The sequence below is a fragment of the Aurantimonas sp. A2-1-M11 genome, from assembly GCF_036549475.1.
Lineage (GTDB): Bacteria > Pseudomonadota > Alphaproteobacteria > Rhizobiales > Rhizobiaceae > Aurantimonas.
The window spans coordinates 1-24,362 of the sequence record NZ_JAZHLI010000046.1 but is presented as its reverse complement, the minus strand read 5'-3'; the positions used below and the strand labels follow the sequence as shown (position 1 = coordinate 24,362).

The window sequence follows — 24,362 nt, the reverse complement described above, 5'->3', positions numbered from 1 at the left end:
CGCGCGAGCATCTACAGATCCCCGTATCCGCGATCGGCAAACGGGCGCGCCGCGCCCTCGCCGCGATGTGGATTGCCGTCATAGTCGAGGAAGTCGTCGACGGTCTTCAGCGTGACGATGTCCAACCAGTAGACGTTGTTGGACTGTTTGGCGCGGTACCCCCGCTCCTTCATTGCCTTGGTGAAACCCTTGTTCGACCACTCGTTCTCGCCCGACGCCTTTGTCCAGGCAGAGTGCAGCCGGTGCAACTCGGACGACTGGACGCGGCTGCCGGGCTTCTCGGCGACGCACAGCTCGAGGAAGCGGCCGAGCGGATCGGAGTCGGCGAAATACTGCTTCGTCGCCTCAAGGATCGATTCCGGTGTCACGAGGCCGTTCTCGAGATAGTCGCGCAGCCCGTCGAGCACGAAGTTGAGGATGCCGGGGGCCTCCTTCTCCAGCTTGTGCTTCAGGCGCTTGTCGCGCTCCTCACGGGGAATGAACTCCGTCCAGGGAACGAGCTCGACGCGCGCCTTGATGCCGTCGTCCGAGCCGGAAATCTCCGGGCGGTAGTTGCCGGCCATGGTCACCGCGAATTCCGGCTTCAGGCGGAAGAAATCCTTGTTCAGGTGACGAACCTTGATCACCTCGCCACCGGTAACGAGCTTGATCTTCGCTTCGGCAAGCTTGGCGCCCTTCTCCGGCTCCGAGGTGAGCAGCATGCGCACCCGCCGCAGATCCGCGAGTTCCGGCGTCGCATCGCCGCCCTTGCGCTTGGCGCCCTGGTCGAGGAACGTCTCGATCGCCACGGTGTCCGAGTAATCGCCGAACACGAACCCCAGCGTATCGGTGAACACCGACTTGCCGTTCCGGCCTTTTCCGTAGAAGAACGCGATCTTGTGCTCGTCGGCGGTGCCGAGTGCGTTGTAGCCGGCCCACTGCGCGAGATAGCGGCGCTGTCCTACGTCCGGCTGAACCCGCAGGAAGAACCGGTCGAAGGCAGGCCGGGTCGCCGCCGGATCGTAGGCGACCGGGGCCAGCTTGGTAATCAGGTCGGCGGGATCATGTGGCTTCAGGACGATCAAGTCCTCACCGTCCGGGCAGTCTTCTGGTCTGCGAAACACCAGCGTACCGTTGGCGACGTTGAACAGCATCGGATCGGTATCAAGCGCATCCGGTCGCACCGAGACCTTGCGCATGGCCAGCGTCACCATCGCCTCGATTCGCGATTTGGACTCCGACGAGCGGCCCCACTGCGCCACCTTCTGCGACAGCCAGACCGCCGGCTTCGTCTTCGTCTCCTCGGTGACCACGACATCCTGGTCGCTCTGCTCAAGGGCCTGCGCCTCTCGCTGGATTGCCCGGACCGTGTCGTAGACGGCGAGGATCGCGCGGGTTTCCGCATTCTCGACCTGCCAGCGCATACCGTCCCAGGCGAGCCATCCCAGCTCCTGACACCAGCGGAAAACACCGCCGAAGCGCCCCAGGAATCGCTCAACGTTGCCGAGATCCGTTTGGGGCCGCAGCGCCAGCTTGACGTCGAAGTCGCTCGGACCGTCATCGTTCGGCTTGCGCGGATCGGGCGGCCCCTTGAATTCGATCACGGTACTCATGCGGCATCCTCCGCGGCCGCGTCACCCCAGTCGGTGCCGGAAGGCGCGATGTGAATGAGGACCCGTCGGTCGGCCCGGTGGTGGCGAGCGGCGGCGCGCAGCATGGCCGTCCGCGTGAAGGTTGGATCGGAATCGCCGTCGCCGAGCAGAACCAGTTCCCGCACCTGCTCGGGTACGGGGATGGCACTGCTGGCCGGGTCAGGCGTTTTGCCGGGAACGAAGACCGGCCGCCGTCGTCCCTTCCGATCCAGCTTCGACCGGGTGGGATGGCGCACCCGGTCCAGCGCTTTGCCGGCCAGGTTGCCGAGATCACCGGCCGCGAAATAGAACGTGTCGGCACGCGGGCCGTCGCCGTTCCCGTCGACATGCCACGCATAGGCGAGCGTCGTCTCGATGCCTTCACCACCGACCATTCGGGTCGCGGTTGAGAACCGACCGATAAGCGGCAGGAGACCGCCGGACTTGGTGCCGCGCATCTTCTTAGTCTGCAAGGCCTCTGCAGACTCGGGATCGGCGAGCAGCGGCCGATACTTCGGCGGTGCCTCCAGGTCGATCCATGTCCGGTGCAGCCCGATCGGCTGCCATCCGAATTCACAGGGCCGCATGAAGAGGACCAGCATGGCCGGCCCGCGATGCAGGATCCGGGCAGACGAACCCCGGCCGTGCCAGTATGCGAGATCGGGATGGCAGCGCACGAACACGCCCTCTGGAGGCGCAGCCCCGCGCGCATCCAGATAGGCGGCCGCGGGTGATTCCGCGAACGGCCCCGCCGCCCGCCAGTCGTCGAGACAGCGGTCCCATTCGCGTCGGCGAAAGGCGTTCGTGTCGCTCTCCCGCTTTGCGGTCCGTTCCGCTGCACGCGTCTGTTCTGCCTCTGCCGCGCGGCGCGCAGCTTCCCTCGCAGCGCGCCGTTCCTCGCGTTCGCCGTCGTCAGCAGGCGCAGGCCAGTCTCGGCCTACGAGGATCTCGCACGCCGTCTTGAAGTCGACGCCATCGAGATAGCGGACGAGGTTGATCACGCCGCCGGCGGCGCCGGATTGCCGGCACAGGAACACCTGCTTGGCCAGATTGATGCCGAACCGGTCCGTCCCGCCGCAGACCGGGCAAGGTCCCGTGCGCTCGGTGCGGCCGCGCAGCGCGGCGATCGCCGAGCCTTTGCTCGTGCGCATGGCGCCATCCAGGATATCGAGGGTCCCAGCCTGCGCCACGAAAGCGTCCGTCTCGTCGCTCATGCGGCGGTCTCCTCTTGAAGGCCCGCTTTCGCGCAACGAAATCTTATCCCGTCCGGTGGCTGTCTCAGCGCCGGCGTATCGTCAAACCGCTCATTTCGAGGGAGACAAGCATGATAGTGGAGGTTTTCGGCGCACCGGTGTTCGTCAAAAGCGGGAAGCGCCTGGTGCAGGAGATCTGCAGCATTTCGGACGTGGTCGATTTCCTGGACGAGTGGACAGGGACCAGGTGCGACATGCGAGCCGAGGCCCTTCTCCGTGCATGCTTCGATGTTCAAGCGGGAAATAAGCCTGCGTCCGTCGTGCGCGAGAACTTCATCAAGTTCGCTAAGTACGTTGGTATCTGGGAGGATCCGGAGACCATGATGCCGTGGATTCAGAGTGCCCACCAAGGAGGAGGCCGCGTTCAGGCCTGACGTCTGTGGGTGGCGGTTCATGCCGCCACCTCTGCTACTGTATATTCCTCGCCACGCTCAGGCGCGCCGCCGGCCCGCCGAGTATCATTGTTGTGTTGTGCGAGAAACGCGCGGTCGGACGAGCGATTCTCCACCGTAGCGATTTCGGAGCACGGTTGAGATATTTTGGCGGAATGAATCCTCGCATCTTGGCGTCTCTCGCCGTCCTGTTGTCGTTTGCGCTTGTCGCGTTCTTCTTCCGGTATGAGCACGTCCGCATGCGGGAGGACGTGATCTTCCGCTACGATCGGCTCACGGGTAAGACGAGATTGTGCGCATCGGAGTCCGGTGAGAACCTCGCCGGATGTCTCACCGGCCCGCGTTGACGCGGATGCCAGCGCCGAACGGTCGCACCAGGAGCATGTCAATGACCGCTCTTCTTCGAGCACAGCGAGGGTTTGATGCAGCGCGATTTTCATTCCGCGACATCCCTTGCAGAAACCAGCTGCGCGTCGTTGGGAACATCGGGCACCGATGCTTCGCCACCGCAGCGACGATTTGCGCTGCAACAATCACGTCGGGACCACAATTGAGACGCAGCGTAATCACCACGTCCGTTGAGGAAGGCACTCGTGTCTTCCTTCCTCCGCCCCCGTCCCTTCGAGATGTTTTGCGTTCGCTCGAGCGGCTCTACAGGAGCTCGAAATGACAGCGACACCGCAGCCCAGACGCCAATTCTTTCACCACGACCATTCCGCCACGATGCCGCCACCGCTGCGGAATCCCCGATGGTACGCAATCCGAAGCGCATTCCAGGCCGGATTTTCTGCGGCCGAGGTGACGTACATGCTCGATCTGAGCGAGGACGAATTGCGCAACTATTGCCGGCATCAAAGGGAAGTGCCCCTGTAGCAGGCACAATCGAAGTACGCGGCACGGAGGCTCGATAGGGTGACATCATTCCGCGGCCTCCGGGGCATCGACGAGATGCGCATCGGTCAGAAAATCCGGACCCCAGGCGTTGCGCCGCACAGTGTGGCCGCGCGCCTTGGCACGCTCGATGACGTCGGTAAATCTCAGACCGTGCGTGCCAACTTCGGCCCGCAGCGCCTCCAGCGACAGCACAGAGCCATGGCGCTCGACGAGCCGCGCCGCGAGAAAGCGGCCGACCGCATCCTCCGGTTCGGCGCAGGACGCATCGGACATGGTTGGAGCTACAGGCCTGCAGCCAGTAGGCACCATTAGCTTCGGCGTAATCGGCTGGGGCGCCGGCACGTCTTGCAAACCCACGCTGGCTGGGACGGCGCCGGCCGATCGCAGCGCCAGGCCCAACACGACATCATTTGCCCGGCCACCGCCGACGCGCTTTGCCAAAGCAGCAACCATCGCCCCGAAACTGGTGCGCGACAGCGGCGCCGCTCCGCGCCCGCGCGCAAAGGCTGCATAGGTGGCAAAGCCGTCGCCGATCGAAAAGGACTGGTCCGCGCCGGCCTTCAGATGGATTTGCGCAAAGGCGAGGAAGCCCGGATCGTCTACCATCGCCGGCCTCCCACGAAGGCGATGCCGAGCTGCCGGGCCATACTTGCCATGGCGGCGCGGGTGCGCGGCGGGAACCCTTCCGACGCCAGCGCGATGGCCGCCTGACGGGCGGTGGCGCCCTGCCCGGCCAGTTCGGCCAGCCGCGCCTTTTCCTCCTGCGACCACGCATCCGGCGGCAGGACGTAGGTCAGCTTGGCCAGCCGCCCCGGCCGGGACATGGTGATGGCAATGTCGGCGCGACGCGGCGCCACGCCCCGACGCCGCGCCAGAGTGCGCGGATAGGTCGGATCGACGCCGAACCGCTCGGCGACGGCCCTGGATGGCTCGCCGGCCACGTAGGCGGCAATGATCGCCGCCTTGTCGACTTCGGGCAGACGCGGGGCGCTCATGTCAGCCCCTCGCCAAGCTCAGCCGTGCCCAACTTGCCGACCTCGTTGCCCCAGGTCGACCAGCCGGGCCGATCCGTGCGCGAAAACAGCTCAAGCCGGCGGGCACCGGGGATCAGCTGCTCGGCGGCGGCGAAGGCTTCATCCGGCTTGCGGGAATGCTCCCGCCGCGGCGCCATGATCAACGAGCGAACGCTGCGGCTGGTTTTTGGCGCGCCGCGGGTGCCGATCAAGAACGGCTCGTTGGCACTGCGCAGGATGTAGCCGGTGCCGAAGGCGAGCTTGCCAGAAAGCGTTGTCTTGCCCCAGCTCCCGGCCGTCTTGAAGGTAAAGCCCCAGCCCGCGAGGATCTCCAGCGCCTGCGGCAACATCGGGTTGGTCGCCCACAGCCACAGCACGCAGTCCGATGCCGCCAGATCGAGCACCGGCAGCGCCCGGATGGATGCCAGATCCATGCAGTCATATTGCGCCTGGGCACTCTTGGCGTCGCCCTTGTCGGACCGTATCTCGAAGGTCCAGGGCGGGTCGGCCATGATCAGGTTGAAGCTCTGCGCTTCCAGCGCGCCGAAAGGCCAGTCGAACAGCCGCATTATGCCGCCCGCCTCGCATCCATGGCCTCGCGCTTGGCGCGCCACTCCGTCTCGCCCGCCGCCATCGCCATGTGCGTCGTGCAATACGGTGCCGGGATCACCCGCCCGTCCGGCGTCCGCTTCTTGTTGGCCGGCGCCGCATCGCAGACGAACAGGGTCGCATTCCGCATCGGGTCGGACCCATCGACATGCACCGGCCAGGTACAGCCGCAGGATTCCCACAGCAGAGCCGGGCGTGTAATTGACAGAGGCTTGAAGGCGTCGGCTTTGGCCGGTGGATCAAGCCGCGCGGCCTGTTTCGCCGGTTCGGTCGCGCTGGGCGTTCCGGCCGCTCGCGTTACGGCAGCCCGGGCGCGCTGGATCGGCGCCGGCCCTTGCCCTCGCGGCGGCAGCCGGTCGGGATGGTTGCGGGCCAGATTGTAGATCTGGTGCGGCGCCAGACCTGTGCGGTCGCTGATATCCGCCGCCGCAAGCCCGGCCTGCCAGAGCGGCGCGACGCGCTTCAGTCGCGTGGCGACAGTCTCGCGCGAGCCCGGCAGCAACGTCTCGCGCGCCGGGAACCGGTCGCGATGGCGATCGATGAACCCCGCCACGGCGTTTCGCGAGCGGCCCACGTCCTCGCCAATCTCCACATAACTCGCACCGTTCGCCCACATGGCTGTGGCGCGGGTGATGTCAGATTCCGTCCAGCCGTTGCCCTTCGTCTTCATGCCGCATCCACCTTTGCTTCGATCTCGGCGAGCACGGCCCGCAATTCGGCAATCTCGGTCTTGATGCGTCGACGCTCGGCGGGCGTCAGGCGGCCGTCGGCCATGCCCTCCAGCACCGCCGTCTCGACGTCGTGCGCTTCGTGGATCAGGCGGATCGCGTCGGCCATGGTCGGCATCGCACCGGGCGCAGCTGCACCACCGGCCCGTGGCGTCAGGTCGAACCCCTGCAGCGAGGCGAGCGCGCGGGCGTGGAACGGCTGGCCGGCGACCAGGTCGAGGTCGAGCGCCACGTCGATGCCGGCAAAGCGGCTGTCCTCGTGGGTGGCGGCATAGAGCGACAGCATCGGCTGGCCGACGCGGGTCAGCGCGGCCTCGCCGATCGCCTGCGAGCCGCCGCCGGCCTTCACCGCCGCGAAGGTTGCGGTCTTCAGCGCCGTGCGCTGGTGATCGGAAGAGGCGCGGGTCATGGGGTGGCCCGCAATGCCGGGTCCGCGCTTATTGCGTGACCGCTGCGACCGTCTGCCGCAGTTTCGCCATCATGAACGAGCGCCCCACCCACGCCAACGATCTCCGACCCGGGCTCATTTTGCGCCGCCGTGCGGTCGCGCCGGGCCTGCTGGAAGCTCGACGGCGCGACACGCCCGACGGTCAGTCGCTCGACGGCGAGAGCCAGATCGAGGGGGCAAGGCCGCTCGCCCCGCTCGTAACGCTGCAGCGTGCGGGCCGCGTTGGCGCCGCCGATGCCCAGAAGTGCAGCGGTCTCAGCAAGGCTCTTGCCCGATTCGCTGCGCCATTCGGAAAGCGTGAGGTGTGACATGGAGGGAAGTGTAGCCATAACGGCTACCATGCTGTCAAGCAGATGTAGTCGATATCGCAGTTTCGGCGTTAGCCGTATTGGCTACCATCGTGCCATGCAGAACGCTCGAATCCCGAACCGTATCAAGACCCTGATGAAGGAGAAGGGTGTAACGCGGGAGGCCTTGGCCGAACGTGTCGACGCGCACCCGGTAACGATATCCAAGCTGATATCCGGAACGATGGACATGACCACGACCTGGATGGAGCGCTTGGGCAAAGCCTTCGGCGTTCCTCCGCTCGACATACTCGCGTCGCCGTCGTCCGTTCGTCCGGTGACCGTAAAGGCTGCAGTTCAGGCGGGACTTTGGTCGGAAAGCGCCGAATGGCCAGACCCTGATGACTGGTACGAGATCGCGGTGCCGCGAGATCCCGCCTTCGACGGAATTCAGCTCTTTGCAGCAGAGGTTCGCGGACCGTCCATGAATCGACGCTACGCCGAGGGATCGGTGGTCGTCTGCACCGCCCCATGGGAAGACAACGAAAGCCCTTTGCCCGGTCGTCGCTACATCGTCGAGCGCAAACGGTTGGACGGCAGCGTAGAGACCACGATCAAGCTCCTGCACCGCGACCCCGAGGGTGGAATGTGGCTGCTCGCTGAGTCGGACGATCCGCGCTTTCAACGCCCCATTCCCCTCGAAGGCGAGAGTGAAGGCGAGGAAGTCCGCGTGATCGGGAGAGTTCGCTACTCGGTCTCGCGTGAATAGCAGGTAGCCTTTTCGGCTACATGCACTTGACAGACTAGTAGCCGTCATGGCTACATTGCTCTCATCGAACCCCGATGGGAGCCTTCCATGCGTTCCGTACGCCCCACCTCAGTCTTCAGCGAGAGCCTCAACGGCCCGCCCCTGCCCAAACCAGGAGCGGACCGGCTGCACCGTCTGGCGCCGTTCCCCCCTCTTGATCGCATCGCATCCGGTGGCAGGGCCCCTTCGGCCGCCGGGTCGGCGCCGGTCGCCGCGACTCCTCCCAAGTCGGCGACCGGCGCAGCTTGGCCCATCGATCTGCCCGACGAGCATGACGCGCCGCGCACCTACCGGGCTGGCCCGTTCTTCGACCCCGCCACCGACACGATGATCGTCCCGGTGCGCGCCACCGGCGACGTCCTACTGGTCGCCACTCTCATCCTCATCGCCTCGCTCGCCTCCGTCGCCATTGGCCTCGGCTTGGGCTGGATGGCGGCCACTCTCAACTGACGGAGCCTGTCATGATCCACACCCGCCCCATGACCCCCGCCGAGATCGCCGCACGCGACGCTGCAATCTGCGCCCGGCTGCGAGGCGCCGGTCTCACGACCGAGCGCGAGTTCCCGCAGATCTCCGCCGAGGCCGAATGCCTGGCCGCCGACATGATCTACATCGCCGGCGGCATCGAAGGCCACTGCACCGACGCGGACCTCATCGGCCGCGGTTGGACGCCGTACGAGTTGACCCGCCACGGCGCCGCCGCCCGCCAGCTGGCGCTCGGCAAGAGCCGGACGGTGAGCTGATGCTCGCGCTCGCCCGCGAAGTAGCCTGGGACCTGCTTTCCCTCGCCGTCGTCGGCGGGTTTGTGGCGACGCTCGTGGCGGGCGCCGCCCTGATCGGCGGTGCCGCATGAGCGCGCCCTACCGCATCGGCGATCTGGCCGCCGAATTCGGCGTCACCCTGCGCACCCTGCGCTTCTACGAGGGGCGCGGTCTGCTGGCGCCCGAGCGCCGCGGCACGCGCCGGCTCTATTCCGAGACCGACCGGAGGAAGCTGGCGCGCATCCTGCAGCTCGCGCGCTTCGACTTCTCGCTGACCGAGATCGCGCGCCTCCTGACGCTCGAGCCCGGCTCCGGCGAAATGCTGGCGGCGCTGGCGATCCGCTTACAGGATCTCGACGACGACATCGCCGCACGCGTGAAGGCCCGCGAGGATCTTCGCAATCTCCTCGCCGTCACCCGGCGCGACAATCTCGAGGCAGCCGCATGAGCGCGCCCCTCACGCCCTTCCGCGTCCATTTCGACGCCGTCGCCGGCAAGGTGCCCGCGCCGGTGTTCGTCACCGCCGCCACGCCCCGCGCCGCCGAGACCGAGGCCCTGCGCCGCCATCCGGACCGCACCGTGGCGAAGATCAAGCGCGACAAGACCGGAGGCCGGCCATGACCGAAACCAGCGCCCAGCGCGAAGCCCGCCACGCCATGGAAAACCTGCCGGTCGAGGATCGCGACTGGTTCATCCAGCTCATGTCGTGGGAAGAATCGTCCCGGACCGTCCTGGCCGGCACGCCGTTCAAGCACAGCGTCGTCGGCGTTTTCCCGACGGCAGAGATCGCCGAGCGCATCGTTCGCGACCACAATGCGGCAGATGCGCTGGCCGTCGAAGTTAAGCCGCTGGACGATTGGCACGAAGATCTCGGCGACGTGCTGTGGTGGTGCTGGCGAGACGGCGAATGGCTCGGAGAGGCACCCTACGTCGGGTCGCCGCTGGATTGTGGCCTGACGGTGGAGTGCATCACCCAAGCAGAGAACGGCGACACGCCAGCGGCCCGTTTCAACGTCGGCGGCTGGCCCGGCTACCACACCCACTGGTCGCCCATTCCGCTGCCCGCCCCCTCCCGCGCGAATGATCCTTCTTTCCCCACTGAGGGTGGCCAGCCATGACCGTCTACGTGGACGACATGCGGGCCCGCTTCGGCCGAATGGTCATGTGCCACATGTTTGCGGACACCACAGCCGAGCTGCAGGCAATGGCCGATCGCATCGGCGTCTCCCGGCGCTGGCGGCAACATGCCGGCACATACCGCGAGCATTACGACATCGCCCTGTCCAAGCGGGCGCTCGCGATCAAGGCCGGAGCGAAGGAGATCACGCGCAGCGAGGTGGCGGAACTCCTCGCCCGCCGCTTGGAGACACAGGAGCCGCGGCCATGACCGCTTGGGCGCAGACCGTCACCGGCCGCGCGCTGGACTTCGCCGCGCCAGTGGTCGAGCCGGAGCATCTCTTCACCGAGATCGCCCACGGCCTCTCTCTCATCGCGCGCTTTGCCGGCCAGACCGCCATCGCCTATTCGGTCGCCCAGCATTCGGTGCTGATGGCCGAGGCCTGCGAGGACGAGATCGACGACCCGTTGGTTGCGGCCTACTGCCTTCTGCACGATGGTCACGAGGCCTATCTCGGCGACACGCCGAGCCCGGCCAAGGCCGCGATCGAGGCCGAGATGCTCACCGCCGCCGCAGAAGCGGGCGTCCCCGACCAGGTCGTCGAGGCGCAGATCGCTCGCTGGCGGACCCTGCGGCGGCGGATCGAGCAGCGGCTCGACACCGTCATCCACCGGGCCGCCGGCCTGCCACCGATCGATGATCGCGCCCGCACTATCGTGAAAAGCTACGACGTGCGCGCCCTCAAGACCGAGCGCCGCGACCTGATGGCCCGGTGGGATCCGCGTCCGTGGCACCCGTCCGTCGAACAGGCGCAGCCCCTTTTGCTGCGCAATGGCCGCATCCGGCCGTGGCCCGCCGGAATCGCCGCCGAGCGCTTCATCATCGCCCTCAACCGCCTCTGCCCCAACGCGGCCCTCGCCGCCGGGCGCCTCGCCGAAGGAGACGCAGCGTGAAACTGATCCGCGAACCGCAGGCCCTTATCGGCCTGCTGGAAGAAGGCGAGCTCGCCGAGACCATGAAGCGCGAGCTGGCCGAGACGCTGACCGCGCTGAACGAAGCGGCCGGACCGAAGGGCAAGGCGAACGGCCACGTCACGCTCAAGCTGAACCTCAAGGTCGAGGCCGGCATGGTGACGATCCAGTCCGACCTCACGTCCAAGCGGCCGAAGGAAGAGCGGCGCTCGACCGTCTTCTGGGTGACCGAGGACGGCGCGCTCTCCACCCAGCATCCGCGCCAGCACGACATGTTCGAGGGCCCCCGCGCGGTGCCCTCACGCAGCCAGGACGCCGTCGGCGAGTAACCGCCGCACCGACCCGATTCCCCATACTCGAAAGGACACGGCCATGGCCGACAAGACCACGACAGCAGCGGCCCCTGAGGTCGAACTGGTGACGCCGACCACCTGGAACATGAGCGAGGCCCTGCGGTTGGACGGCGACGCCGTCGAGAAGCTGGCGACACTCGGGTCCCGCGCGACCGGCGTCGAGATTGCCTTCGTCGATTACGCCAACGAGGGGATGCCCGGCCTGCCGGACCGGTTCCCCATCGCTATCGTGCATGGGGACAAGCCGGAGGTCGTCGACCTCAAGACCAGCGCCGAATATTGGCGGACATCACCGGACCGTCGGCGCGGGGTGGCCATCGCCGGCTCGCTGCAGAGCTTCATCGACCTAGTCCAGCGCCATGCTACGGAGCATTCCGTCGTCTTTGCCGATTCCGACTGGACGAAGCCGAGCCTGACGGCCGTCATCGACTATCACGACAAGGATCCGAAGGGCTTCGCCGCCAACGGCGTCCACCGGGTGCGCTACAGCTTCCCGCTCTCGGAGGAATGGCAGGCCTGGGTGAAGACCAACGGCGTGGCCATGACGCAGGCCGACTTCGCCGCCTTCGTCGAGGATCGGATTCCCGACATCACCGCCGCGGAGGACGCGACCCGCCTCACGGTCGAGCGTGACCTGCTGACCACGGTCGCGACACCGGCCCAGTTGATCCAGCTCGCTCGCGGCCTGCAGGTGAATGTCGAGGCCCAGGTCAAGAACAGCGTCACCCTGCAGTCGGGCGAAGGCCAGGTCGTCTTCGAAGAGAAGCACACCGGCGCCGACGGCCAGCCGATCAAAGTACCGGGCGCCTTCGTCCTCTACGTCGCGCCGTTCTTCCGGGACGATCCGGTCGAGGTCCCGGTCCGGCTGCGGTACCGCGCCAAGAGCGGCGCGCTGATCTGGTTCTACCAGCTCTACCGACCCGACCGCGTCATCGCCGAGGCGGTCGACCACGCCATGGCGTCCGTGAAGTCGGCCACCGGCCTGCCCGTCTATGAGGGCGAGCCGGAAATGCGGAACGCCTGACCCAATGAATGCCGCCCGCCCCATTCAGGTCGCGGCATGCGACCGCCTCTGCCCTCCGCACATGGATCTCGGCGCCTTCGTCGATTCCCTGTGCGGTGCTGTCGCGATCGAATGGCGGCGGGCGGGCATCGAGGGCGTCCGGATCCTCGACGCCGAGCTGCAGGATGGTGTCCTGTTGCTGATCACCGAACCGGGCCAGGCGCCGCTCGAACGTGCCGCCGTGAAGTCATTCCTCGAACAGAAGAGGCAGCCATCATGACCGCGCCCGTCCGCCTTCGCCTGTCTCGCGCCAAGGGCTTCGACCTGCAGGCCCATTCGCGCGCCGCCAACGGTCTGCCGGCGATGGTCGTTGCCCGGCCGGGACCGTTCGGCAATCCTTTCGTGGTCGGCCGCGACGGCACGCGCGCCGAATGCGTCCGCTACCACTGCTTACTGATAGGCCGCGGCCTCATCCTGTTCTCGGCTAAGGCGACGATGGCCGAGCAGGAGGCCACGCGCAGAGCTCTGCGAATGCGGTGGCAGCAGTTATCCGGCCACAACCTTGCATGCTGGTGCGCCCTCAACGGGCCGTGCCACGCTGACACCCTCCTCGAGGCCGTCGCCAACATGGAGAAGCGCACGTGAAGATGCTCGTGACCGCCGTTCTGAAATGCGACCACCCCGGCTGGGACGCCCAGGCCGTGATGGACTGGCTTGACGCGGCAGCCCGCCAGGTCGGCCTGCCGATCGAGGTGGCGCAGGTGCTGCCCTACGACCCGCCGGCGGAGCCCGATCATTCAGCGACCGATCTCGCACCGCCGGTCCAGAAAACGGACGTCGATGCGAAAGGGGAAGCGCAGTGAAGAACCGCCTATCCGACCTGAACAACCACCTGTTCGCCCAGCTTGAGCGTCTGTCCGACGAAGGTCTGACCGCTGAGCAGGTCGATCAAGAGGTCGAGCGCGCCAAGGCAATCGTCGGCGTCTCTGACCAGATCGTCGGGGCGGCAGCCCTGCAGTTCAAAGCGGCAGAACTGATCGCGAGACATGGGCGGGGGGTCTCCGACATGATCCCGGAAAGCATGGCTGGGCGGCAAATCGATCACCGCAAAACCGAAGGGCCAAAGAGCGACGAAGATCGCGACCGCGAGGAAGCAGACGCCCGGCGGATCGCTCGCGAAATCGAGGAAGAGAAACAGGAATGGGCGCGGCAGGAGGCAGCGCAATGAAAGGCCGCAACATCCCATACAGCGTGGAAGAGATGCTTTGGCTCGACGAGCACCGGACGCTGGTCATCGGCGACTATCACCGCCGCTTCTGCGAGACGTTCGGCCGCGACGACGTGACGGCGGTGAACCTGCACAGCCTGCGCAAGCGCAAGGGCTGGAAGACGGGCCGCACCGGCTGCTTCGAAAAGGGTGCGGTGCCGGTCAACAAGGGCAAGGCGTGCGCGCCTGGAACCGGCGGCCGCCATCCGAACGCGCGGAAGACGCAGTTCAAGCGGGGTCAGGAGCCCCACAACACGAAGTATCTCGGGCACGAGCGCGTCAACAAGGATGGCTATGTCGAGATCAGCGTGGCCGAGACGAATCCCCACACCGGGTATGAGCGTCGCTACGTGCACAAGCACGTCCACCTGTGGACGCGGAAGCATGGCCCCGTTCCCGAGGGTTTCGCCCTCAAGTGCCTCGACGGTGACAGGACGAATACCGATCCGTCGAACTGGGAGCTGGTGCCGCGCGCCTTGCTCCCCAGGCTGAACGGCAGGTTCGGGCGCGACTACGACAAGTCCCCGAATGAACTGAAGCCGACCATCATGGCGGTGGCGAAGCTCGAGCACCGGGTCCGCGAGAAGTCGCGGATGCCATCCCATGCTTCGGGAGGCGACCGTGGCTGATCGCCTCCATCTCGAACGCCTCTGTCGCGATCTGACCGATAAGGGCCAGCTGATCGAGGCCGGCTGGGTCAGCCTGCGCCTCGCAGCCGTCCCGGACGATGCGCCGGCGACCCAGCTGCTGGAAATGCGCAATGCCTTCTTCGCCGGCGCGCAGCATCTGTTCTCCAGCATCATGACGGTCCTGGAGCCCGACGCCGAACCGACCCAGGCCGACATGGACCGCCTCACCCGCATCGACGAGGAGCTGCAGCGCTTCATCGCCGAGTTCGCGGCGGGGAACGCGCCAACCGCAGGGAGCGCTTGATGGCCGACCACACCAAGATCGAATGGACCGACGCGACCTGGAACATCATCACCGGCTGCTCGGTCGTCTCGCCCGGCTGCACCAACTGCTACGCCATGCGGCTCGCCGGCACACGACTGCGGAACATCCCCTCCCGTGTCGGCCTGACCCGCGACAGCAAGGCGGGCCCGGTCTGGAACGGCGAGATCCGCTTCAATGAAGAATGGCTCGACCAGCCGCTGCGCTGGCGGCGCCCGCGCATGATCTTCGTCTGCGCCCATGGCGACCTGTTCGCCGAGGGCGTGACCGACGCCATGCTCGACAAGGTCTTCGCCGTGATGGCGCTGGCGCCGCAGCACACGTTTCAGGTGCTGACAAAGCGGCCCGAGCGGATGCGCGATTATATGGGTCGATCCCTCGGGCGCATCGCAGACACTATCATCCGCTTCCGCCGCGACAGGGGCGATGCCGACATGGTGCTCGTTCCCCTGGCGCACATCACACCGGGGCATGCGTGGTGGCCGCTGCCCAACGTCTGGCTGGGCGTGTCGGTCGAGGACCAGAAGCGCGCCGACGAGCGCATCCCGGTCCTGCTCGACACGCCGGCGGCCGTGCGCTGGATCTCGGCCGAGCCGCTACTGGGGCCGGTGGACCTGACCTCGATCGACACGGGGTCCGGTTGGGTCGATTCGCTTCAGAGTTACATCCGCTATCCGATGCCGAGCGACGGCCACTTTCGGAACGAGCCGATCGACTGGCCGCACCTCGACTGGATCGTCGCCGGCGGCGAGAGCGGCCCCGGCGCCCGGCCGATGCACCCCGAGTGGGCGCGCAGCATCCGCGATCAATGCGCGGCCGCCGGCGTGCCGTTCCTGTTCAAGCAATGGGGCGGATGGCTTCACGAGAGCCACGACGCAAACGGCGAGTGGGATTGGTCCGACGCGGAGGATCGCGGGATCCTGCACTATTGGCGCGACGACCCCGAGATGGGCACGACGTCGATGCCGCTCCCGAAGAAGGCCACCGGCCGTCTCCTCGATGGCGTGACGCATGACGCCTTCCCGCAGGTGCGGCCATGACCCTCTCCGATCGCCGCCGCGTCGAGCGACTGCTCGTTGTCGACTTGTTTCGGAGCGTCGTCAAAGATGGCGCTCGGGATCTGGCCGAGCCGGAGACGGCGGAGACGCTGCACCAGCTCGACACGGTCTGCATCGACTTGCTCGAGATCGAGGACCTTGATCGCGGCTTGATCATCCGCCGGCTGCAGCGCGCCCGGTCACCCTTCGACCGCTTCCGCAGGCCGGGCCGCCCTGTCGCCGAGTTCGGCCTGACCGCCTACCATTTCGCGAAGATCCTCACCGACCGCGACGTGCTGGTGATCGACGAGGCGAGCGACCTCTCCGCCGCCCTCGACCGGCTGTTGCCGGCCCTGGCAGAAGCGGAGGTCACGCTCGGCGCCGAAGCCACGGCCGAGACCGACGCCTGGCAGGCGCTGCGCCAGCTGCAGCGGGACGGCTACTTCTCCGAGGTCAGCCCATGACACGCCTCGACCAACACTCCGCCGACCGGCCCGTCACTCCGGCACCGCTCGACCCGGCCACCCGCAAGGCACTGCAGACGCTTGAGCGTTCGCGCCCGCTCGGCCTTGCCCGGATCACCGGCGGCTTCAGGGGCATCACCGGCCACGTCGACCCCGCCGATGGTCTGGCGCTCACCGCTCAGGGGCTCGCCCGCATCGACTATGGCGGCCGCCACCCGCGGCTGAAGATCACGCGCGCCGGACGCACTGCGCTGGAAAAGGGAGCGGTTTAATATGGGCGCGAAGCCTCTGGCCGCCACGCACGGAGAGTACGAGCCGTGACGACCTCAATCCGATATCAGGTTGAGCCGCGAGACGTGTCGCCGGAAAAGGCTGCGCGCCGCCTCGGCCTCACACTCCCCGAATTCCAGGACGTGCTGCCGCGACTGCTGTCGCGTGGCTTCCCGCCGCCGGACCTCGACACCGGCAATTTCGACCTCGACGAGATCGATGCCTGGCGCGCCCGGCGCCATCGCCCCTTGCCAGGAGCGCCCGTGGCAAACCAATCTGCAGGTCGGGCAATGGCGCGGATAGCGGCGATGGGCAATGGCGAGGGTTAAGATCCCCTATTACGTGGTCAAGAAGGGCCATGGGTACTGGCAGCCGACCAAGGCTATGCGCGGCGAAGGCTTCGCATCGATCCGCTGTGGGAAGGACGGGCCCGACGCCTGGACGATCGCCGCCGGCTGGAACGAGCGCTGGCAGCGGCACCGCCGCGGCATCGAGGAAGCTGTGCGTCCGCGTTGGCCCCGCGGCTCGTTCGGCGACGCCTTCGACCGCTTCCGCACCATGGACGAGTGGAGCGAAAAGAAGCCCCGCACGCGTGAGGAATGGGAACGCGGGTTTGCCCGAATCGCGCCGGTCTTCGGTGACATGTCGCCGATGGATCCGGACGTATCGCTGCAGGCGCTCTCCGCCTTCCGACGCAGGATTGCCGAGACGGTCAGCCCCCGCGAGGCGTGGCGAACGATCAAGATCTGGCGCGCCTTGTGGAACGTGACGGCCGCGATCGGGCTCACCGGCGCGAAGAAGGATCCGTCCCTCGGCATCCGCAATCGCCAGCCGGCGGCGCGGTCCCTGCGCTGGTACGAGGGCGAGGCGGTCCGATTGGTCAAGCGCGCCTGGCGCGAGGGCTACCACGGCCTGGCAGCCGCTATCGCCTGTACATGGGACACGATGATGTCGCCGGTGGACGTGCGCAGCCTGACGGTGGAGCAACGACGGCGCGATCCGCTCGGCACGTATTTCGTTGCAGGCCGCACGAAGACCGGCGCCGCGGCGATCGGCACGCTTAGTCGCCGGGCGGTGCGCATTCTTGATGCCTATCTCGAACGCGAGCCGGTCGAAGTCGGGCCGATCTTCCGCAATCGTTCCGGCCGCCAGTATTCACGCTTCACGCTGCCCGACGATTTCGCCGTGGTGCGCCAGCTCGAGTTCCCGGGCGACACCCGCACCCTTGCCGACATGCGGCGGTCGGGTGCCATGGAAGCCCGCGCAGGCAACGCCGACCCGGCAACACTCTCGGCGAAGATGGCGAACTCGATTTCCACGTCGAATGCTCTGCACCGCGCCTATCAGCCAGTAGACCTCGCGTCCGTACGCGGAGCCGATCTTGCACGACGCCTTGGCCGCCGCAGGACGGCTAACGAGACTGAAATCACTGGCTTGAAGTAGCAAGCGTCGCAGTGCGGGAGCGCGATGGTTTCCTTATGCCGCACCGGCGTGCGGCAGTGCCATCGGGATTTCGGCAACGAGACCAAGCTGATCCAGCAGCGCAATCGCCTGCTCTGTCCGGCCGCCTTCTGTTTTAACGCCCTTACGGCGACGTAGCTCAGACCGCCAGTCAGGCACACACTCTTTTGTCGCGAGCCAATGGATGGTCGCAGCAAGCTCGATCACGGTTGAAGACGCAGCCTTCATCCGCTCCAACAGAACTGCGGCATCACCGGCAGAGATGTTGCCTATTTTTCCGTCAGCTGAATTTGCCTTCTGCTGGGCGATGAAGACACTGAAGGGCGCCCCGTCGGACACCCTATTTCGCATCTCTTCCTTCAGGCCATCGAATGCCTTCGAAGCATCAATAGCCTCATCAAGTGCCCGGGAGTACGGCCCATAGTGGTGGTAGGAAAACGATAGACCGCTGCCCAAGCCGAGTTGTTCGAGAAGGTAGAACACTTTCTGCATTCGGACACGTCCGACGATCTCACCGTTGGCAGCGGTGACAGTCTGCGCCACAAGGTGATGATGCTTGGTCACGGTTGACCTCCCAATGCCCGCTGCCGCTCTCCATCGCTGCTGAAGAAATAGCGAACGAGCGTGCGTTTTGCTTGTAATGCCCGGATCGTGTCCGAGAGTTGCGTAATTTCGTGAGGCGCCTCGTTGACCAAGATCATCAAACGCTTCTGCGCCTTCGTCTGATCGGAGCCGATCTCACTGTAGATGCTGATCGAAGCCACATCCTTCAGGACCGTGATGCCAATCTGATCCGCGAACATTTCATCGATTCGTTGGATCTCAGCTTGCCACCGAGCCTCGGCCGCATCCAAGTCTTCATTTGGTCGTCGTGGGTATGTGCCTTGGATGTCGAGGACCTTGAACGGTTCGCGGTCGAGGAGCCGGCGAGCCAATCGTTTCGCATTCGCATCGGGACCCTTTGCTACCCGCGCGGCCGAAGCCCAGACGATAGAGTCGTCCAATGCCAGGTAGTTTTCCAGTGTCCCGCCGCCGTCGGCGAAGAACGACGCGAGAGGGTCGAACTGGTCCAGCCCTAACCGCCCGAGATCACCACCGCGCGCGGCTGCTGCGATCCAGCCCAGCAACTGACCTACAGCCTGCTCGAAACCCCTCGTCGTCTTGTGCAGGTAGACCTGCTCGAACAGATGATATCTGGCCAGCAGAAAACTTTCGGCCGCCTGAAACGCCTTCCGATCAAGGCAGAAGGTCTTTTGCGCTGCGTCGAATATGTCGTCATCGTCAGCCCCGATCTGGATGGCCGCCACCCGCAGGTTATCGAGAAGCCATTCGAAATCGATCGCACCAGCACCGCTGCCGGTCATGAGACGATCTCTCCGCAAATAATCCAGCCGGTCCGCGTCAAACGAACTGGAAACCACGGCGTGGTAGGCATCTTGCGGGACGTCGGCCCGAAGAAGATCGGCTATATCCTGCGCCATGCCTGGCCTGAATCTCTCGAGAATTCGGCGGATCTTGCCGTCTTCCTGGAGGATGATCTCCGCGCTCCAGTCTTCGTGATTTTTCTCCTCCCCTCGCGCCTTCTGTGCCTCCTCGAATGCGTGACTAAAGGGCCCATGGCCGATGTCGTGAAGGAGCGCGGCGAACACGACAACATCTGCGCGATCATGCCTCCATTCATCGTCCGGCAGCTTTGCCTTCAGCACCTCGATCAATCGCCGTGCGGTGTCGAAGACGCCCACGGAGTGCGCAAATCTAGTATGTGTGGCGCCGGGAAACGTGAGCTCCGACACGCCAAGTTGTCGCACGCGTCTCAGCCTCTGCATTTCCGGCGTGTTGAGGAGTTGCCAAGCCGTTTGGTCGCGCGCCGCGTCTTCGCCCTGCCCGTCGAACACAATCAACCCGTGGACAGAATCTCGGATCCGCTGAGTTTTTGCCAAATCGCCGCTCACCTCCACGAGAATCAGCTCTCGATGCTCCACAGCGGAGCAGAATTGAACGTTTCAGAATAGGGTCGATCCCTACCCAATTCGCCCGGGATGGCAACGTCGTCGTGACGAATATCGTACGCATCGCGTGCCGATGGCCGATCGCGCTGGCGAAGCCCCACGGCCCCCTGCCGCGAAAGCGTGGCGCAAACGTCGCCGCGAACACTCTCATGAGCCATGCCGAGGACGGAACGAAACCGGCGCAAAAGTTGGAACGACGGCCGGAAGTTCCAACTGCCCTGAGCAAGCGAAACATTTAAACAGTTGAAATTGTTGGTGACCCCGGCAGGATTCGAACCTGCGACCATCGGCTTAGAAGGCCGGTGCTCTATCCTCTGAGCTACGGGGCCGAACTCTGCCGGCCCCGGCGTCGGGACCGGCCGGTTTAGCGGTCAGTGCGTCCAGGGCTGGCGCCGGTCATAGCGGAAATTGTCGGAGTAGGCGATCTTCGGGCGCCGTGTCTCCTTCGGCTCCTCGACCCTGTAGGGAATATCGTTGCGCTCGGCGTATTCGACCGCCTGCTCGCGAGTCTCGAAGGACAGCCGCAATTGCGAGAGCATGTCACCGGAGGAGGTGTAGCCCATCAGGGGCTCGACGCGCTTGGGCTGCTGCGGTTCGTAGACGAGCATCCATTCCCGGGTCTTCGCCTTGCCCGACTGCATGGCGGTGCGGGTCGGACGATAGATTCTCGCAACCATCTTAGCCTCGTCGGCGGCGGCGCGGCAGGCCCGCGCCTATGTCAGACCGGTGTCCGTCGACCATTGGTCGGAGCGGCAGGATTCGAACCTGCGACCCTCTGGTCCCAAACCAGATGCGCTACCAGGCTGCGCTACGCTCCGGACAGTGGTGACGTGCCTGTCGATGCGGGGTTTGGCGGGCATCGGACGGGATGTCAAGGCTGCGGGATGATCTCGTGGCGAAGTCGGTCGCCCACCGTCACGCCGAAGCGCGCCGCGGCACCGCCATTCAGCTCCAGAACGTACTTGACCGGCGCACCCGACGGAATCGTGTCGAGCGACAGCGGCTGGGCGTTGGTTTTCACCCGCTTCACCACGCCCTGCGGATCGATGAACAGCATGTCGAGCGGAATCAACGTGTTCTTCATCCACATCGCGACCGGGCGGGTCTCGTCGAACTCGAAGAGCATCCCCTGGTCGGCCGGCATGGAAGAGCGGTTCATCAGGCCGGTCGCCCGTGTCTCGGGCGTGCGGGCGAGCTCGACCTTGATCGCGTGGCTGCCGCTGGCGGTCTCCAGCGTCGCGGTCGACAGACCGCCATCGGCAACAGCGTAATAGGCAGCCGCGATCACCGCCAACACCGCAAAGCCTGCCGCCAGGATCGAGCGTCTCATTGCCATCGCTTGCCTCAGATCAGTGGGACGGCGGCTGGACCGGCCCGGTGCCGGGATGGATCTCGGCCGCCATCCGCCCCTTGTCGCCGTCGCCGAAGCGCACCAGCACGTCCTGGCCCGGCCGCAGCTCGGTCATGCCGAAGCGACGCAGGGTCTCCATGTGGATGAAGATGTCCTCGGTCCCCTCGCCCGTGGTCAGGAAGCCGTAGCCCTTGGTCCGGTTGAACCATTTCACGACGGCGCTGACCAGATCGCTGCTGGCGGTGACCGCGGCATGGGTGCGCGGCGGTGGAAGCTGCGAGGGATGCACGGCGGTGGACGAATCCATCGACAGGACCCGGAAGGCCTGCAGGCCGCGCTCGCCCTGCTGCACCTCGCAGACGACGCGCGCCCCCTCCAGCGCCGTCGCATGGCCGCCGCGTCGCAGGCAGGTGACATGCAGGAGGATGTCCGCGCCGCCATCGTCGGGCACGATGAAGCCGAACCCCTTGGACACGTCGAACCATTTGATATGCCCCGAAACTTCGGCAATGCCGACGTCCCCAGCATTGGACCGTTCGGACCCGCCCTCGGCGTTTTCGGGGTTTCTCTCCGGCATTCGGGGTTCCGCCTGTACTTCCACCATCCGAATCGCAATGACTGAACTTAGCATCAATGAGCCCGATCGGGGCAAGGCCATGGCCGGGATTTTCCAAGGAAATGCGGCGGGAGAAACAGAAGGGACGCCCGTCCGATGCCGCTGCGCCAACCACGTCGGCGCGCCCACCGGCCGCCTGCGGACTGCCCGGCCGCGAGTGGCGCCACGTCACACGATGCTCCCCGAAAAACCCGCCAGGTTCGGGCCGATTGCCCCCCGCCCCGGCTTTTTGTCGGCACAAGGGTTGGCTCTGCGTGAGACGGCGCTAATGTCCGCATCTTCATCACAAGAGAGGCAAGACCGAATGCGCTATCTGCACACGATGGTCCGCGTCAGCGACGTGGACGCGTCCCTCGACTTCTACTGCAACAAGATGGGCATGGTGGAGACCCGCCGCGTCGAGAGCGAGAAGGGTCGCTTCACGCTGATCTTCCTCGCCGGGCCGGACGACATGCCGGGTGCCAAGGAGACCCGGGCGCCGCTTCTGGAACTGACCTACAACTGGGACCCGGAGGAATATTCGGGCGGGCGCAATTTCGGTCATCTCGCATATGAGGTGGCCGACATCTACGCCACCTGCCAGGAGCTGATGGACAAGGGCGTGACCATCAACCGGCCGCCGCGCGACGGCAACATGGCCTTCGTCCGGTCGCCGGACAACATCTCCATCGAATTACTGCAGAAGGGCGAAGCCAAGGCCCCTGCCGAGCCCTGGGCCTCGATGCAGAATACCGGCAGCTGGTAGGAGGCTACAATACAGGGAATGCGGCCACCATCGTGCCGCCGCATTCCCACCATAGACGGCAAGACATTATTAAGAGACAATGCTCGCACGTCGTTGCGCGCGGCATGACGCTGGGGCAGAGAGTGGCTCCGGCTCCGCATGGTGGGGACCATGTTGACGCGGTACAGCTGCCCTGTCGCTGCGTGACGGGAATGGCGGGTTTGCCTACGCGCCACAGAGAGGGGAAACGATTGACGAATGAGCGTCCAGGCACTCGCCGCCTCGCGATGAAACCGCACGTCCTGCTGGCAGTGCTGCTGTCGACTGCGCCGATTCTGTCGGGCTGCGTTTCCGCCATCGACGACACGTCCGCCTTCGGATTTGCAGGTGCGGCTTCGGCGTCCGATGCCGCGGCCGATGTTGCAGCTACCTCGCTTGACGAAGGCAGCGCCGCTGCCGCCGACGGGGCCGAGACCGCCGACACGCCGGCCGTCGAGATCGCGTCGGCCGCGCCTGCGGCCACGGCGGTCGCTGGCGAAGCGGCTGCGCCGCCGCCGCCCATCGCGGAGATGCCCGCGACCACGCCGCTCATACCCGCAGGCACCGACAGCAAGGCCGTTGCCGCCTATGCGACCGACACGTCCTCTCCTGGCGGCGGAAGCCGATCCTCCGAAACCTCGCTCTTCTCCTCCCTCTTTGCCCGCTCGGAAGCCCGAACGCCGATCGCCAATGTCGACAAGGGCAAGTCGCGCCGCGTGGTCCTGCAGCGCGAGGGTGCCGCCGCAGCGGGCGATGCCCTCCCGGGCGTCGATCCGTCCTCCCTCTTCGAGATCGGCCAGCGCGCCTCCGCCGACGAGGACATGATCGAGGACATGGAGAGCTCCTACCGCGTCGCCTCGCTGTCGACGGGTCTCGCCCGGCTTGCGCCCAATGGCCTCATGGTCCAGCGCGAGAGCGTCGAGACGTCGTGCTTCCCCGCCGATCTCGTGCGGATCCTGCGCAGTGTCGAGCAGCGCTATCGCACCAAGGTGATCGTCACCTCCGGCTATCGCAGCCCCACCCACAACAAGCGCGTCAAGGGCGCGCGCCGCTCGCAGCACATGGGCTGCAAGGCCGCCGACATCATCATCCCCGGCGCCGACAACATGGCCGTCGCCGCCTATGTCCGTTCGCTGCCGGGCCGCGGCGGTGTCGGCACCTATTGCCACACCCAGGCGATCCACGTGGATGTCGGGCACAGGCGCGACTGGAACTGGTCCTGCCGCGGTCGCAAATAGGCTATCGCGCACCCGGGCACATAGGTCCGGGACGCTGCGCGCGCCGTTGATTTGCCGCCGGTTTCCTGACACGTCCACCGAGACCGTTGCGCGTGCGTGATGCCGGCAGAGAAATTTCCGCAGGAGCGAAAAACCCCTTTTCCCGCCCTTGCGGTCACCAGAGACTCACCGTATACACGCCGTCGCTGCGCCCATCGTCTATCGGTTAGGACGCCACCCTTTCACGGTGGAGAGAGGGGTTCGATTCCCCTTGGGCGTACCATTCCCCGTTGAATGGCACGGCAACAGCCACACGAAATCACTGACATATTGCGCCCACTGGGCGTCGCTTGCGACAACGGCTGGAGGCCGCAGGTCGGACTTCCGCGGTCGCTCGGCCGACTGACCGTTTCGTCAGCGCGTCTCAACGCTCTGGCCGCGCGCCCGCCACCGGATGTCGGATCCTTGCGTATCGATCCATCCTTCACCATCACACGTGCGAACAGATCCACTGCGAAGGGATGATCGCGGCCGCAAACGGCTCGTCGCGCGCCATGCGAGGGTGCGGGCCACATCGGCAAGGCAGCGTTCCACGACGGTCGTGGTCGAGTAGCTCGGCTATTCGGCTTCGCCCTCACAGATCCGGGCATGCGGCTTTCCCGCACCCGGCTCTTCCCGGAAGTTACCCGCATGGTACCCTTCGTGGCGT

38 protein-coding genes and 3 tRNA genes are annotated in these 24,362 nt (G+C 65.9%); 25 read left to right on the top strand and 16 right to left on the bottom strand.

What is annotated here, in order from left to right; all coding sequences use genetic code 11:
- Positions 1-11: 11 nt before the first annotated feature.
- On the bottom strand, positions 12-1,592 hold the full coding sequence (locus VQ042_RS18045; RefSeq protein ID WP_331821707.1) for a DNA primase family protein: 1,581 nt from the start codon (positions 1,590-1,592) through the stop codon (positions 12-14).
- Positions 1,589-2,824: a DUF7146 domain-containing protein gene (locus tag VQ042_RS18040; RefSeq protein ID WP_331821706.1), complete on the bottom strand. Its 1,236-nt coding sequence runs from the start codon at positions 2,822-2,824 to the stop codon at positions 1,589-1,591. Before VQ042_RS18040 ends, VQ042_RS18045 begins: the two co-directional genes overlap by 4 nt.
- 110 nt (positions 2,825-2,934) lie before the next feature.
- Between VQ042_RS18040 and VQ042_RS18035 the strand changes: the two genes are divergently transcribed.
- Complete coding sequence (locus VQ042_RS18035) at positions 2,935-3,237, top strand: DUF982 domain-containing protein (protein WP_331821705.1); 303 nt, start codon at positions 2,935-2,937, stop codon at positions 3,235-3,237.
- A 17-nt stretch (positions 3,238-3,254) separates the two neighbouring features.
- Here VQ042_RS18035 and VQ042_RS18030 read toward each other — a convergent pair whose 3' ends face one another.
- From VQ042_RS18030 to VQ042_RS18000, 7 genes are all read right to left on the bottom strand, one after another.
- The gene (locus VQ042_RS18030; RefSeq protein ID WP_331821704.1) at positions 3,255-3,695 is read right to left on the bottom strand and encodes a hypothetical protein; all 441 of its coding nucleotides are present in this window, start codon (positions 3,693-3,695) and stop codon (positions 3,255-3,257) included.
- Between the two features lie 478 nt (positions 3,696-4,173).
- Complete coding sequence (locus VQ042_RS18025) at positions 4,174-4,755, bottom strand: hypothetical protein (RefSeq protein WP_331821703.1); 582 nt, start codon at positions 4,753-4,755, stop codon at positions 4,174-4,176.
- The gene (locus VQ042_RS18020) at positions 4,749-5,144 is read right to left on the bottom strand and encodes a hypothetical protein (RefSeq protein ID WP_331821702.1); all 396 of its coding nucleotides are present in this window, start codon (positions 5,142-5,144) and stop codon (positions 4,749-4,751) included. Before VQ042_RS18020 ends, VQ042_RS18025 begins: the two co-directional genes overlap by 7 nt.
- Positions 5,141-5,731, bottom strand: coding sequence for an MT-A70 family methyltransferase (locus VQ042_RS18015; protein WP_331821701.1), 591 nt, complete (start codon positions 5,729-5,731; stop codon positions 5,141-5,143). The genes VQ042_RS18020 and VQ042_RS18015 overlap by 4 nt, the downstream gene beginning before the upstream one ends.
- Positions 5,731-6,441: a hypothetical protein gene (locus VQ042_RS18010; RefSeq protein WP_331821700.1), complete on the bottom strand. Its 711-nt coding sequence runs from the start codon at positions 6,439-6,441 to the stop codon at positions 5,731-5,733. The genes VQ042_RS18015 and VQ042_RS18010 overlap by 1 nt, the downstream gene beginning before the upstream one ends.
- Positions 6,438-6,908, bottom strand: a complete 471-nt coding sequence (locus VQ042_RS18005) for a hypothetical protein (protein ID WP_331821699.1) — start codon at positions 6,906-6,908, stop codon at positions 6,438-6,440. The genes VQ042_RS18010 and VQ042_RS18005 overlap by 4 nt, the downstream gene beginning before the upstream one ends.
- Positions 6,905-7,258, bottom strand: a complete 354-nt coding sequence (locus VQ042_RS18000) for a helix-turn-helix domain-containing protein (RefSeq protein WP_331821698.1) — start codon at positions 7,256-7,258, stop codon at positions 6,905-6,907. Before VQ042_RS18000 ends, VQ042_RS18005 begins: the two co-directional genes overlap by 4 nt.
- A 94-nt stretch (positions 7,259-7,352) precedes the next feature.
- Here VQ042_RS18000 and VQ042_RS17995 point away from each other — a divergent pair, with 94 nt between their 5' ends.
- The 21 genes from VQ042_RS17995 to VQ042_RS17895 all read left to right on the top strand — a co-directional run bounded on the left by VQ042_RS17995 (position 7,353) and on the right by VQ042_RS17895 (position 17,679).
- The gene (locus VQ042_RS17995; RefSeq protein ID WP_331821697.1) at positions 7,353-8,003 is read left to right on the top strand and encodes a LexA family protein; all 651 of its coding nucleotides are present in this window, start codon (positions 7,353-7,355) and stop codon (positions 8,001-8,003) included.
- Between the two features lie 87 nt (positions 8,004-8,090).
- The gene (locus tag VQ042_RS17990) at positions 8,091-8,492 is read left to right on the top strand and encodes a hypothetical protein (RefSeq protein WP_331821696.1); all 402 of its coding nucleotides are present in this window, start codon (positions 8,091-8,093) and stop codon (positions 8,490-8,492) included.
- 11 nt (positions 8,493-8,503) lie between these two features.
- Positions 8,504-8,785, top strand: coding sequence for a hypothetical protein (locus VQ042_RS17985; protein ID WP_331821695.1), 282 nt, complete (start codon positions 8,504-8,506; stop codon positions 8,783-8,785).
- A 106-nt stretch (positions 8,786-8,891) separates the two neighbouring features.
- Positions 8,892-9,251, top strand: coding sequence for a MerR family transcriptional regulator (locus tag VQ042_RS17980; protein WP_331821694.1), 360 nt, complete (start codon positions 8,892-8,894; stop codon positions 9,249-9,251).
- Complete coding sequence (locus tag VQ042_RS17975; protein WP_331821693.1) at positions 9,248-9,424, top strand: hypothetical protein; 177 nt, start codon at positions 9,248-9,250, stop codon at positions 9,422-9,424. The genes VQ042_RS17980 and VQ042_RS17975 overlap by 4 nt, the downstream gene beginning before the upstream one ends.
- Positions 9,421-9,921 carry a hypothetical protein gene (locus VQ042_RS17970; RefSeq protein ID WP_331821692.1) on the top strand — a complete coding sequence of 167 codons (501 nt, stop codon included), beginning with the start codon at positions 9,421-9,423 and terminating at the stop codon, positions 9,919-9,921. Before VQ042_RS17975 ends, VQ042_RS17970 begins: the two co-directional genes overlap by 4 nt.
- Complete coding sequence (locus tag VQ042_RS17965) at positions 9,918-10,190, top strand: DUF4031 domain-containing protein (protein WP_331821691.1); 273 nt, start codon at positions 9,918-9,920, stop codon at positions 10,188-10,190. Before VQ042_RS17970 ends, VQ042_RS17965 begins: the two co-directional genes overlap by 4 nt.
- On the top strand, positions 10,187-10,873 hold the full coding sequence (locus tag VQ042_RS17960; RefSeq protein ID WP_331821690.1) for an HD domain-containing protein: 687 nt from the start codon (positions 10,187-10,189) through the stop codon (positions 10,871-10,873). Before VQ042_RS17965 ends, VQ042_RS17960 begins: the two co-directional genes overlap by 4 nt.
- Entirely contained in the window at positions 10,870-11,220 is a 351-nt protein-coding gene (locus tag VQ042_RS17955) for a hypothetical protein (protein WP_331821689.1), read from the top strand. The genes VQ042_RS17960 and VQ042_RS17955 overlap by 4 nt, the downstream gene beginning before the upstream one ends.
- Before the next feature lie 43 nt (positions 11,221-11,263).
- Positions 11,264-12,268, top strand: a complete 1,005-nt coding sequence (locus VQ042_RS17950; protein ID WP_331821688.1) for a DUF2303 family protein — start codon at positions 11,264-11,266, stop codon at positions 12,266-12,268.
- A 4-nt stretch (positions 12,269-12,272) separates the two neighbouring features.
- Complete coding sequence (locus VQ042_RS17945) at positions 12,273-12,527, top strand: hypothetical protein (RefSeq protein ID WP_331821687.1); 255 nt, start codon at positions 12,273-12,275, stop codon at positions 12,525-12,527.
- On the top strand, positions 12,524-12,892 hold the full coding sequence (locus VQ042_RS17940) for a DUF4326 domain-containing protein (RefSeq protein WP_331821686.1): 369 nt from the start codon (positions 12,524-12,526) through the stop codon (positions 12,890-12,892). The genes VQ042_RS17945 and VQ042_RS17940 overlap by 4 nt, the downstream gene beginning before the upstream one ends.
- Before the next feature lie 2 nt (positions 12,893-12,894).
- Positions 12,895-13,110 (top strand): hypothetical protein, encoded by a 216-nt coding sequence (locus VQ042_RS17935; RefSeq protein WP_331821685.1) that lies wholly within the window; start codon positions 12,895-12,897, stop codon positions 13,108-13,110.
- Entirely contained in the window at positions 13,107-13,475 is a 369-nt protein-coding gene (locus VQ042_RS17930) for a hypothetical protein (RefSeq protein ID WP_331821684.1), read from the top strand. Before VQ042_RS17935 ends, VQ042_RS17930 begins: the two co-directional genes overlap by 4 nt.
- Positions 13,472-14,143: an HNH endonuclease signature motif containing protein gene (locus VQ042_RS17925; protein ID WP_331821683.1), complete on the top strand. Its 672-nt coding sequence runs from the start codon at positions 13,472-13,474 to the stop codon at positions 14,141-14,143. The genes VQ042_RS17930 and VQ042_RS17925 overlap by 4 nt, the downstream gene beginning before the upstream one ends.
- The gene (locus tag VQ042_RS17920; RefSeq protein ID WP_331821682.1) at positions 14,136-14,447 is read left to right on the top strand and encodes a hypothetical protein; all 312 of its coding nucleotides are present in this window, start codon (positions 14,136-14,138) and stop codon (positions 14,445-14,447) included. The genes VQ042_RS17925 and VQ042_RS17920 overlap by 8 nt, the downstream gene beginning before the upstream one ends.
- Positions 14,447-15,505 (top strand): DUF5131 family protein, encoded by a 1,059-nt coding sequence (locus VQ042_RS17915; protein WP_331821681.1) that lies wholly within the window; start codon positions 14,447-14,449, stop codon positions 15,503-15,505. Before VQ042_RS17920 ends, VQ042_RS17915 begins: the two co-directional genes overlap by 1 nt.
- Positions 15,502-15,966, top strand: coding sequence for a hypothetical protein (locus VQ042_RS17910; RefSeq protein ID WP_331821680.1), 465 nt, complete (start codon positions 15,502-15,504; stop codon positions 15,964-15,966). The genes VQ042_RS17915 and VQ042_RS17910 overlap by 4 nt, the downstream gene beginning before the upstream one ends.
- Positions 15,963-16,238, top strand: coding sequence for a hypothetical protein (locus tag VQ042_RS17905; protein ID WP_331821679.1), 276 nt, complete (start codon positions 15,963-15,965; stop codon positions 16,236-16,238). Before VQ042_RS17910 ends, VQ042_RS17905 begins: the two co-directional genes overlap by 4 nt.
- A 45-nt stretch (positions 16,239-16,283) precedes the next feature.
- Positions 16,284-16,565 (top strand): hypothetical protein, encoded by a 282-nt coding sequence (locus tag VQ042_RS17900; RefSeq protein ID WP_331821678.1) that lies wholly within the window; start codon positions 16,284-16,286, stop codon positions 16,563-16,565.
- Complete coding sequence (locus VQ042_RS17895; protein WP_331821677.1) at positions 16,552-17,679, top strand: hypothetical protein; 1,128 nt, start codon at positions 16,552-16,554, stop codon at positions 17,677-17,679. The genes VQ042_RS17900 and VQ042_RS17895 overlap by 14 nt, the downstream gene beginning before the upstream one ends.
- Positions 17,680-17,712: 33 nt before the next feature.
- On the opposite strand, the gene VQ042_RS17890 is transcribed toward VQ042_RS17895, so the two are convergent.
- The 7 genes from VQ042_RS17890 to VQ042_RS17860 form a co-directional block, all read right to left on the bottom strand.
- Positions 17,713-18,261 carry a hypothetical protein gene (locus tag VQ042_RS17890; protein WP_331821676.1) on the bottom strand — a complete coding sequence of 183 codons (549 nt, stop codon included), beginning with the start codon at positions 18,259-18,261 and terminating at the stop codon, positions 17,713-17,715.
- Positions 18,258-19,649, bottom strand: coding sequence for an HD domain-containing protein (locus VQ042_RS17885; protein WP_331821675.1), 1,392 nt, complete (start codon positions 19,647-19,649; stop codon positions 18,258-18,260). The genes VQ042_RS17890 and VQ042_RS17885 overlap by 4 nt, the downstream gene beginning before the upstream one ends.
- Before the next feature lie 310 nt (positions 19,650-19,959).
- Positions 19,960-20,035, bottom strand: a tRNA-Arg gene (locus tag VQ042_RS17880).
- 42 nt (positions 20,036-20,077) lie between these two features.
- Positions 20,078-20,383: an ETC complex I subunit gene (locus VQ042_RS17875; protein ID WP_331821674.1), complete on the bottom strand. Its 306-nt coding sequence runs from the start codon at positions 20,381-20,383 to the stop codon at positions 20,078-20,080.
- Between the two features lie 64 nt (positions 20,384-20,447).
- Positions 20,448-20,524, bottom strand: a tRNA-Pro gene (locus tag VQ042_RS17870).
- A gap of 53 nt (positions 20,525-20,577) precedes the next feature.
- Positions 20,578-21,042, bottom strand: a complete 465-nt coding sequence (locus VQ042_RS17865) for a DUF192 domain-containing protein (RefSeq protein ID WP_331821673.1) — start codon at positions 21,040-21,042, stop codon at positions 20,578-20,580.
- 13 nt (positions 21,043-21,055) lie between these two features.
- Positions 21,056-21,634, bottom strand: a complete 579-nt coding sequence (locus tag VQ042_RS17860; RefSeq protein WP_331821672.1) for a cold-shock protein — start codon at positions 21,632-21,634, stop codon at positions 21,056-21,058.
- A gap of 343 nt (positions 21,635-21,977) precedes the next feature.
- Here VQ042_RS17860 and VQ042_RS17855 point away from each other — a divergent pair, with 343 nt between their 5' ends.
- The 3 genes from VQ042_RS17855 to VQ042_RS17845 all read left to right on the top strand — a co-directional run bounded on the left by VQ042_RS17855 (position 21,978) and on the right by VQ042_RS17845 (position 23,936).
- Positions 21,978-22,418: a VOC family protein gene (locus tag VQ042_RS17855; RefSeq protein ID WP_331821671.1), complete on the top strand. Its 441-nt coding sequence runs from the start codon at positions 21,978-21,980 to the stop codon at positions 22,416-22,418.
- A gap of 266 nt (positions 22,419-22,684) precedes the next feature.
- Entirely contained in the window at positions 22,685-23,674 is a 990-nt protein-coding gene (locus tag VQ042_RS17850) for a YcbK family protein (RefSeq protein ID WP_331821670.1), read from the top strand.
- 187 nt (positions 23,675-23,861) lie between these two features.
- Positions 23,862-23,936, top strand: a tRNA-Glu gene (locus VQ042_RS17845).
- Positions 23,937-24,362 lie beyond the last annotated feature (426 nt).

Excerpts from the sequence above, each read along its gene's own strand:
- VQ042_RS18045 (WP_331821707.1), bottom strand. The coding sequence starts at position 1,592 with ATGAGTACCGTGATCGAATTCAAGGGGCCGCCCGATCCGCGCAAGCCG.
- VQ042_RS18040 (WP_331821706.1), bottom strand. The coding sequence starts at position 2,824 with ATGAGCGACGAGACGGACGCTTTCGTGGCGCAGGCTGGGACCCTCGAT.
- VQ042_RS18035 (WP_331821705.1), top strand. The coding sequence starts at position 2,935 with ATGATAGTGGAGGTTTTCGGCGCACCGGTGTTCGTCAAAAGCGGGAAG.
- VQ042_RS18030 (WP_331821704.1), bottom strand. The coding sequence starts at position 3,695 with ATGAAAATCGCGCTGCATCAAACCCTCGCTGTGCTCGAAGAAGAGCGG.
- VQ042_RS18025 (WP_331821703.1), bottom strand. The coding sequence starts at position 4,755 with ATGGTAGACGATCCGGGCTTCCTCGCCTTTGCGCAAATCCATCTGAAG.
- VQ042_RS18020 (WP_331821702.1), bottom strand. The coding sequence starts at position 5,144 with ATGAGCGCCCCGCGTCTGCCCGAAGTCGACAAGGCGGCGATCATTGCC.
- VQ042_RS18015 (WP_331821701.1), bottom strand. The coding sequence starts at position 5,731 with ATGCGGCTGTTCGACTGGCCTTTCGGCGCGCTGGAAGCGCAGAGCTTC.
- VQ042_RS18010 (WP_331821700.1), bottom strand. The coding sequence starts at position 6,441 with ATGAAGACGAAGGGCAACGGCTGGACGGAATCTGACATCACCCGCGCC.
- VQ042_RS18005 (WP_331821699.1), bottom strand. The coding sequence starts at position 6,908 with ATGACCCGCGCCTCTTCCGATCACCAGCGCACGGCGCTGAAGACCGCA.
- VQ042_RS18000 (WP_331821698.1), bottom strand. The coding sequence starts at position 7,258 with ATGTCACACCTCACGCTTTCCGAATGGCGCAGCGAATCGGGCAAGAGC.
- VQ042_RS17995 (WP_331821697.1), top strand. The coding sequence starts at position 7,353 with ATGCAGAACGCTCGAATCCCGAACCGTATCAAGACCCTGATGAAGGAG.
- VQ042_RS17990 (WP_331821696.1), top strand. The coding sequence starts at position 8,091 with ATGCGTTCCGTACGCCCCACCTCAGTCTTCAGCGAGAGCCTCAACGGC.
- VQ042_RS17985 (WP_331821695.1), top strand. The coding sequence starts at position 8,504 with ATGATCCACACCCGCCCCATGACCCCCGCCGAGATCGCCGCACGCGAC.
- VQ042_RS17980 (WP_331821694.1), top strand. The coding sequence starts at position 8,892 with ATGAGCGCGCCCTACCGCATCGGCGATCTGGCCGCCGAATTCGGCGTC.
- VQ042_RS17975 (WP_331821693.1), top strand. The coding sequence starts at position 9,248 with ATGAGCGCGCCCCTCACGCCCTTCCGCGTCCATTTCGACGCCGTCGCC.
- VQ042_RS17970 (WP_331821692.1), top strand. The coding sequence starts at position 9,421 with ATGACCGAAACCAGCGCCCAGCGCGAAGCCCGCCACGCCATGGAAAAC.
- VQ042_RS17965 (WP_331821691.1), top strand. The coding sequence starts at position 9,918 with ATGACCGTCTACGTGGACGACATGCGGGCCCGCTTCGGCCGAATGGTC.
- VQ042_RS17960 (WP_331821690.1), top strand. The coding sequence starts at position 10,187 with ATGACCGCTTGGGCGCAGACCGTCACCGGCCGCGCGCTGGACTTCGCC.
- VQ042_RS17950 (WP_331821688.1), top strand. The coding sequence starts at position 11,264 with ATGGCCGACAAGACCACGACAGCAGCGGCCCCTGAGGTCGAACTGGTG.
- VQ042_RS17945 (WP_331821687.1), top strand. The coding sequence starts at position 12,273 with ATGAATGCCGCCCGCCCCATTCAGGTCGCGGCATGCGACCGCCTCTGC.
- VQ042_RS17940 (WP_331821686.1), top strand. The coding sequence starts at position 12,524 with ATGACCGCGCCCGTCCGCCTTCGCCTGTCTCGCGCCAAGGGCTTCGAC.
- VQ042_RS17935 (WP_331821685.1), top strand. The coding sequence starts at position 12,895 with ATGCTCGTGACCGCCGTTCTGAAATGCGACCACCCCGGCTGGGACGCC.
- VQ042_RS17925 (WP_331821683.1), top strand. The coding sequence starts at position 13,472 with ATGAAAGGCCGCAACATCCCATACAGCGTGGAAGAGATGCTTTGGCTC.
- VQ042_RS17915 (WP_331821681.1), top strand. The coding sequence starts at position 14,447 with ATGGCCGACCACACCAAGATCGAATGGACCGACGCGACCTGGAACATC.
- VQ042_RS17910 (WP_331821680.1), top strand. The coding sequence starts at position 15,502 with ATGACCCTCTCCGATCGCCGCCGCGTCGAGCGACTGCTCGTTGTCGAC.
- VQ042_RS17905 (WP_331821679.1), top strand. The coding sequence starts at position 15,963 with ATGACACGCCTCGACCAACACTCCGCCGACCGGCCCGTCACTCCGGCA.
- VQ042_RS17895 (WP_331821677.1), top strand. The coding sequence starts at position 16,552 with ATGGCGAGGGTTAAGATCCCCTATTACGTGGTCAAGAAGGGCCATGGG.
- VQ042_RS17875 (WP_331821674.1), bottom strand. The coding sequence starts at position 20,383 with ATGGTTGCGAGAATCTATCGTCCGACCCGCACCGCCATGCAGTCGGGC.
- VQ042_RS17865 (WP_331821673.1), bottom strand. The coding sequence starts at position 21,042 with ATGGCAATGAGACGCTCGATCCTGGCGGCAGGCTTTGCGGTGTTGGCG.
- VQ042_RS17860 (WP_331821672.1), bottom strand. The coding sequence starts at position 21,634 with ATGCCGGAGAGAAACCCCGAAAACGCCGAGGGCGGGTCCGAACGGTCC.
- VQ042_RS17855 (WP_331821671.1), top strand. The coding sequence starts at position 21,978 with ATGCGCTATCTGCACACGATGGTCCGCGTCAGCGACGTGGACGCGTCC.
- VQ042_RS17850 (WP_331821670.1), top strand. The coding sequence starts at position 22,685 with ATGAAACCGCACGTCCTGCTGGCAGTGCTGCTGTCGACTGCGCCGATT.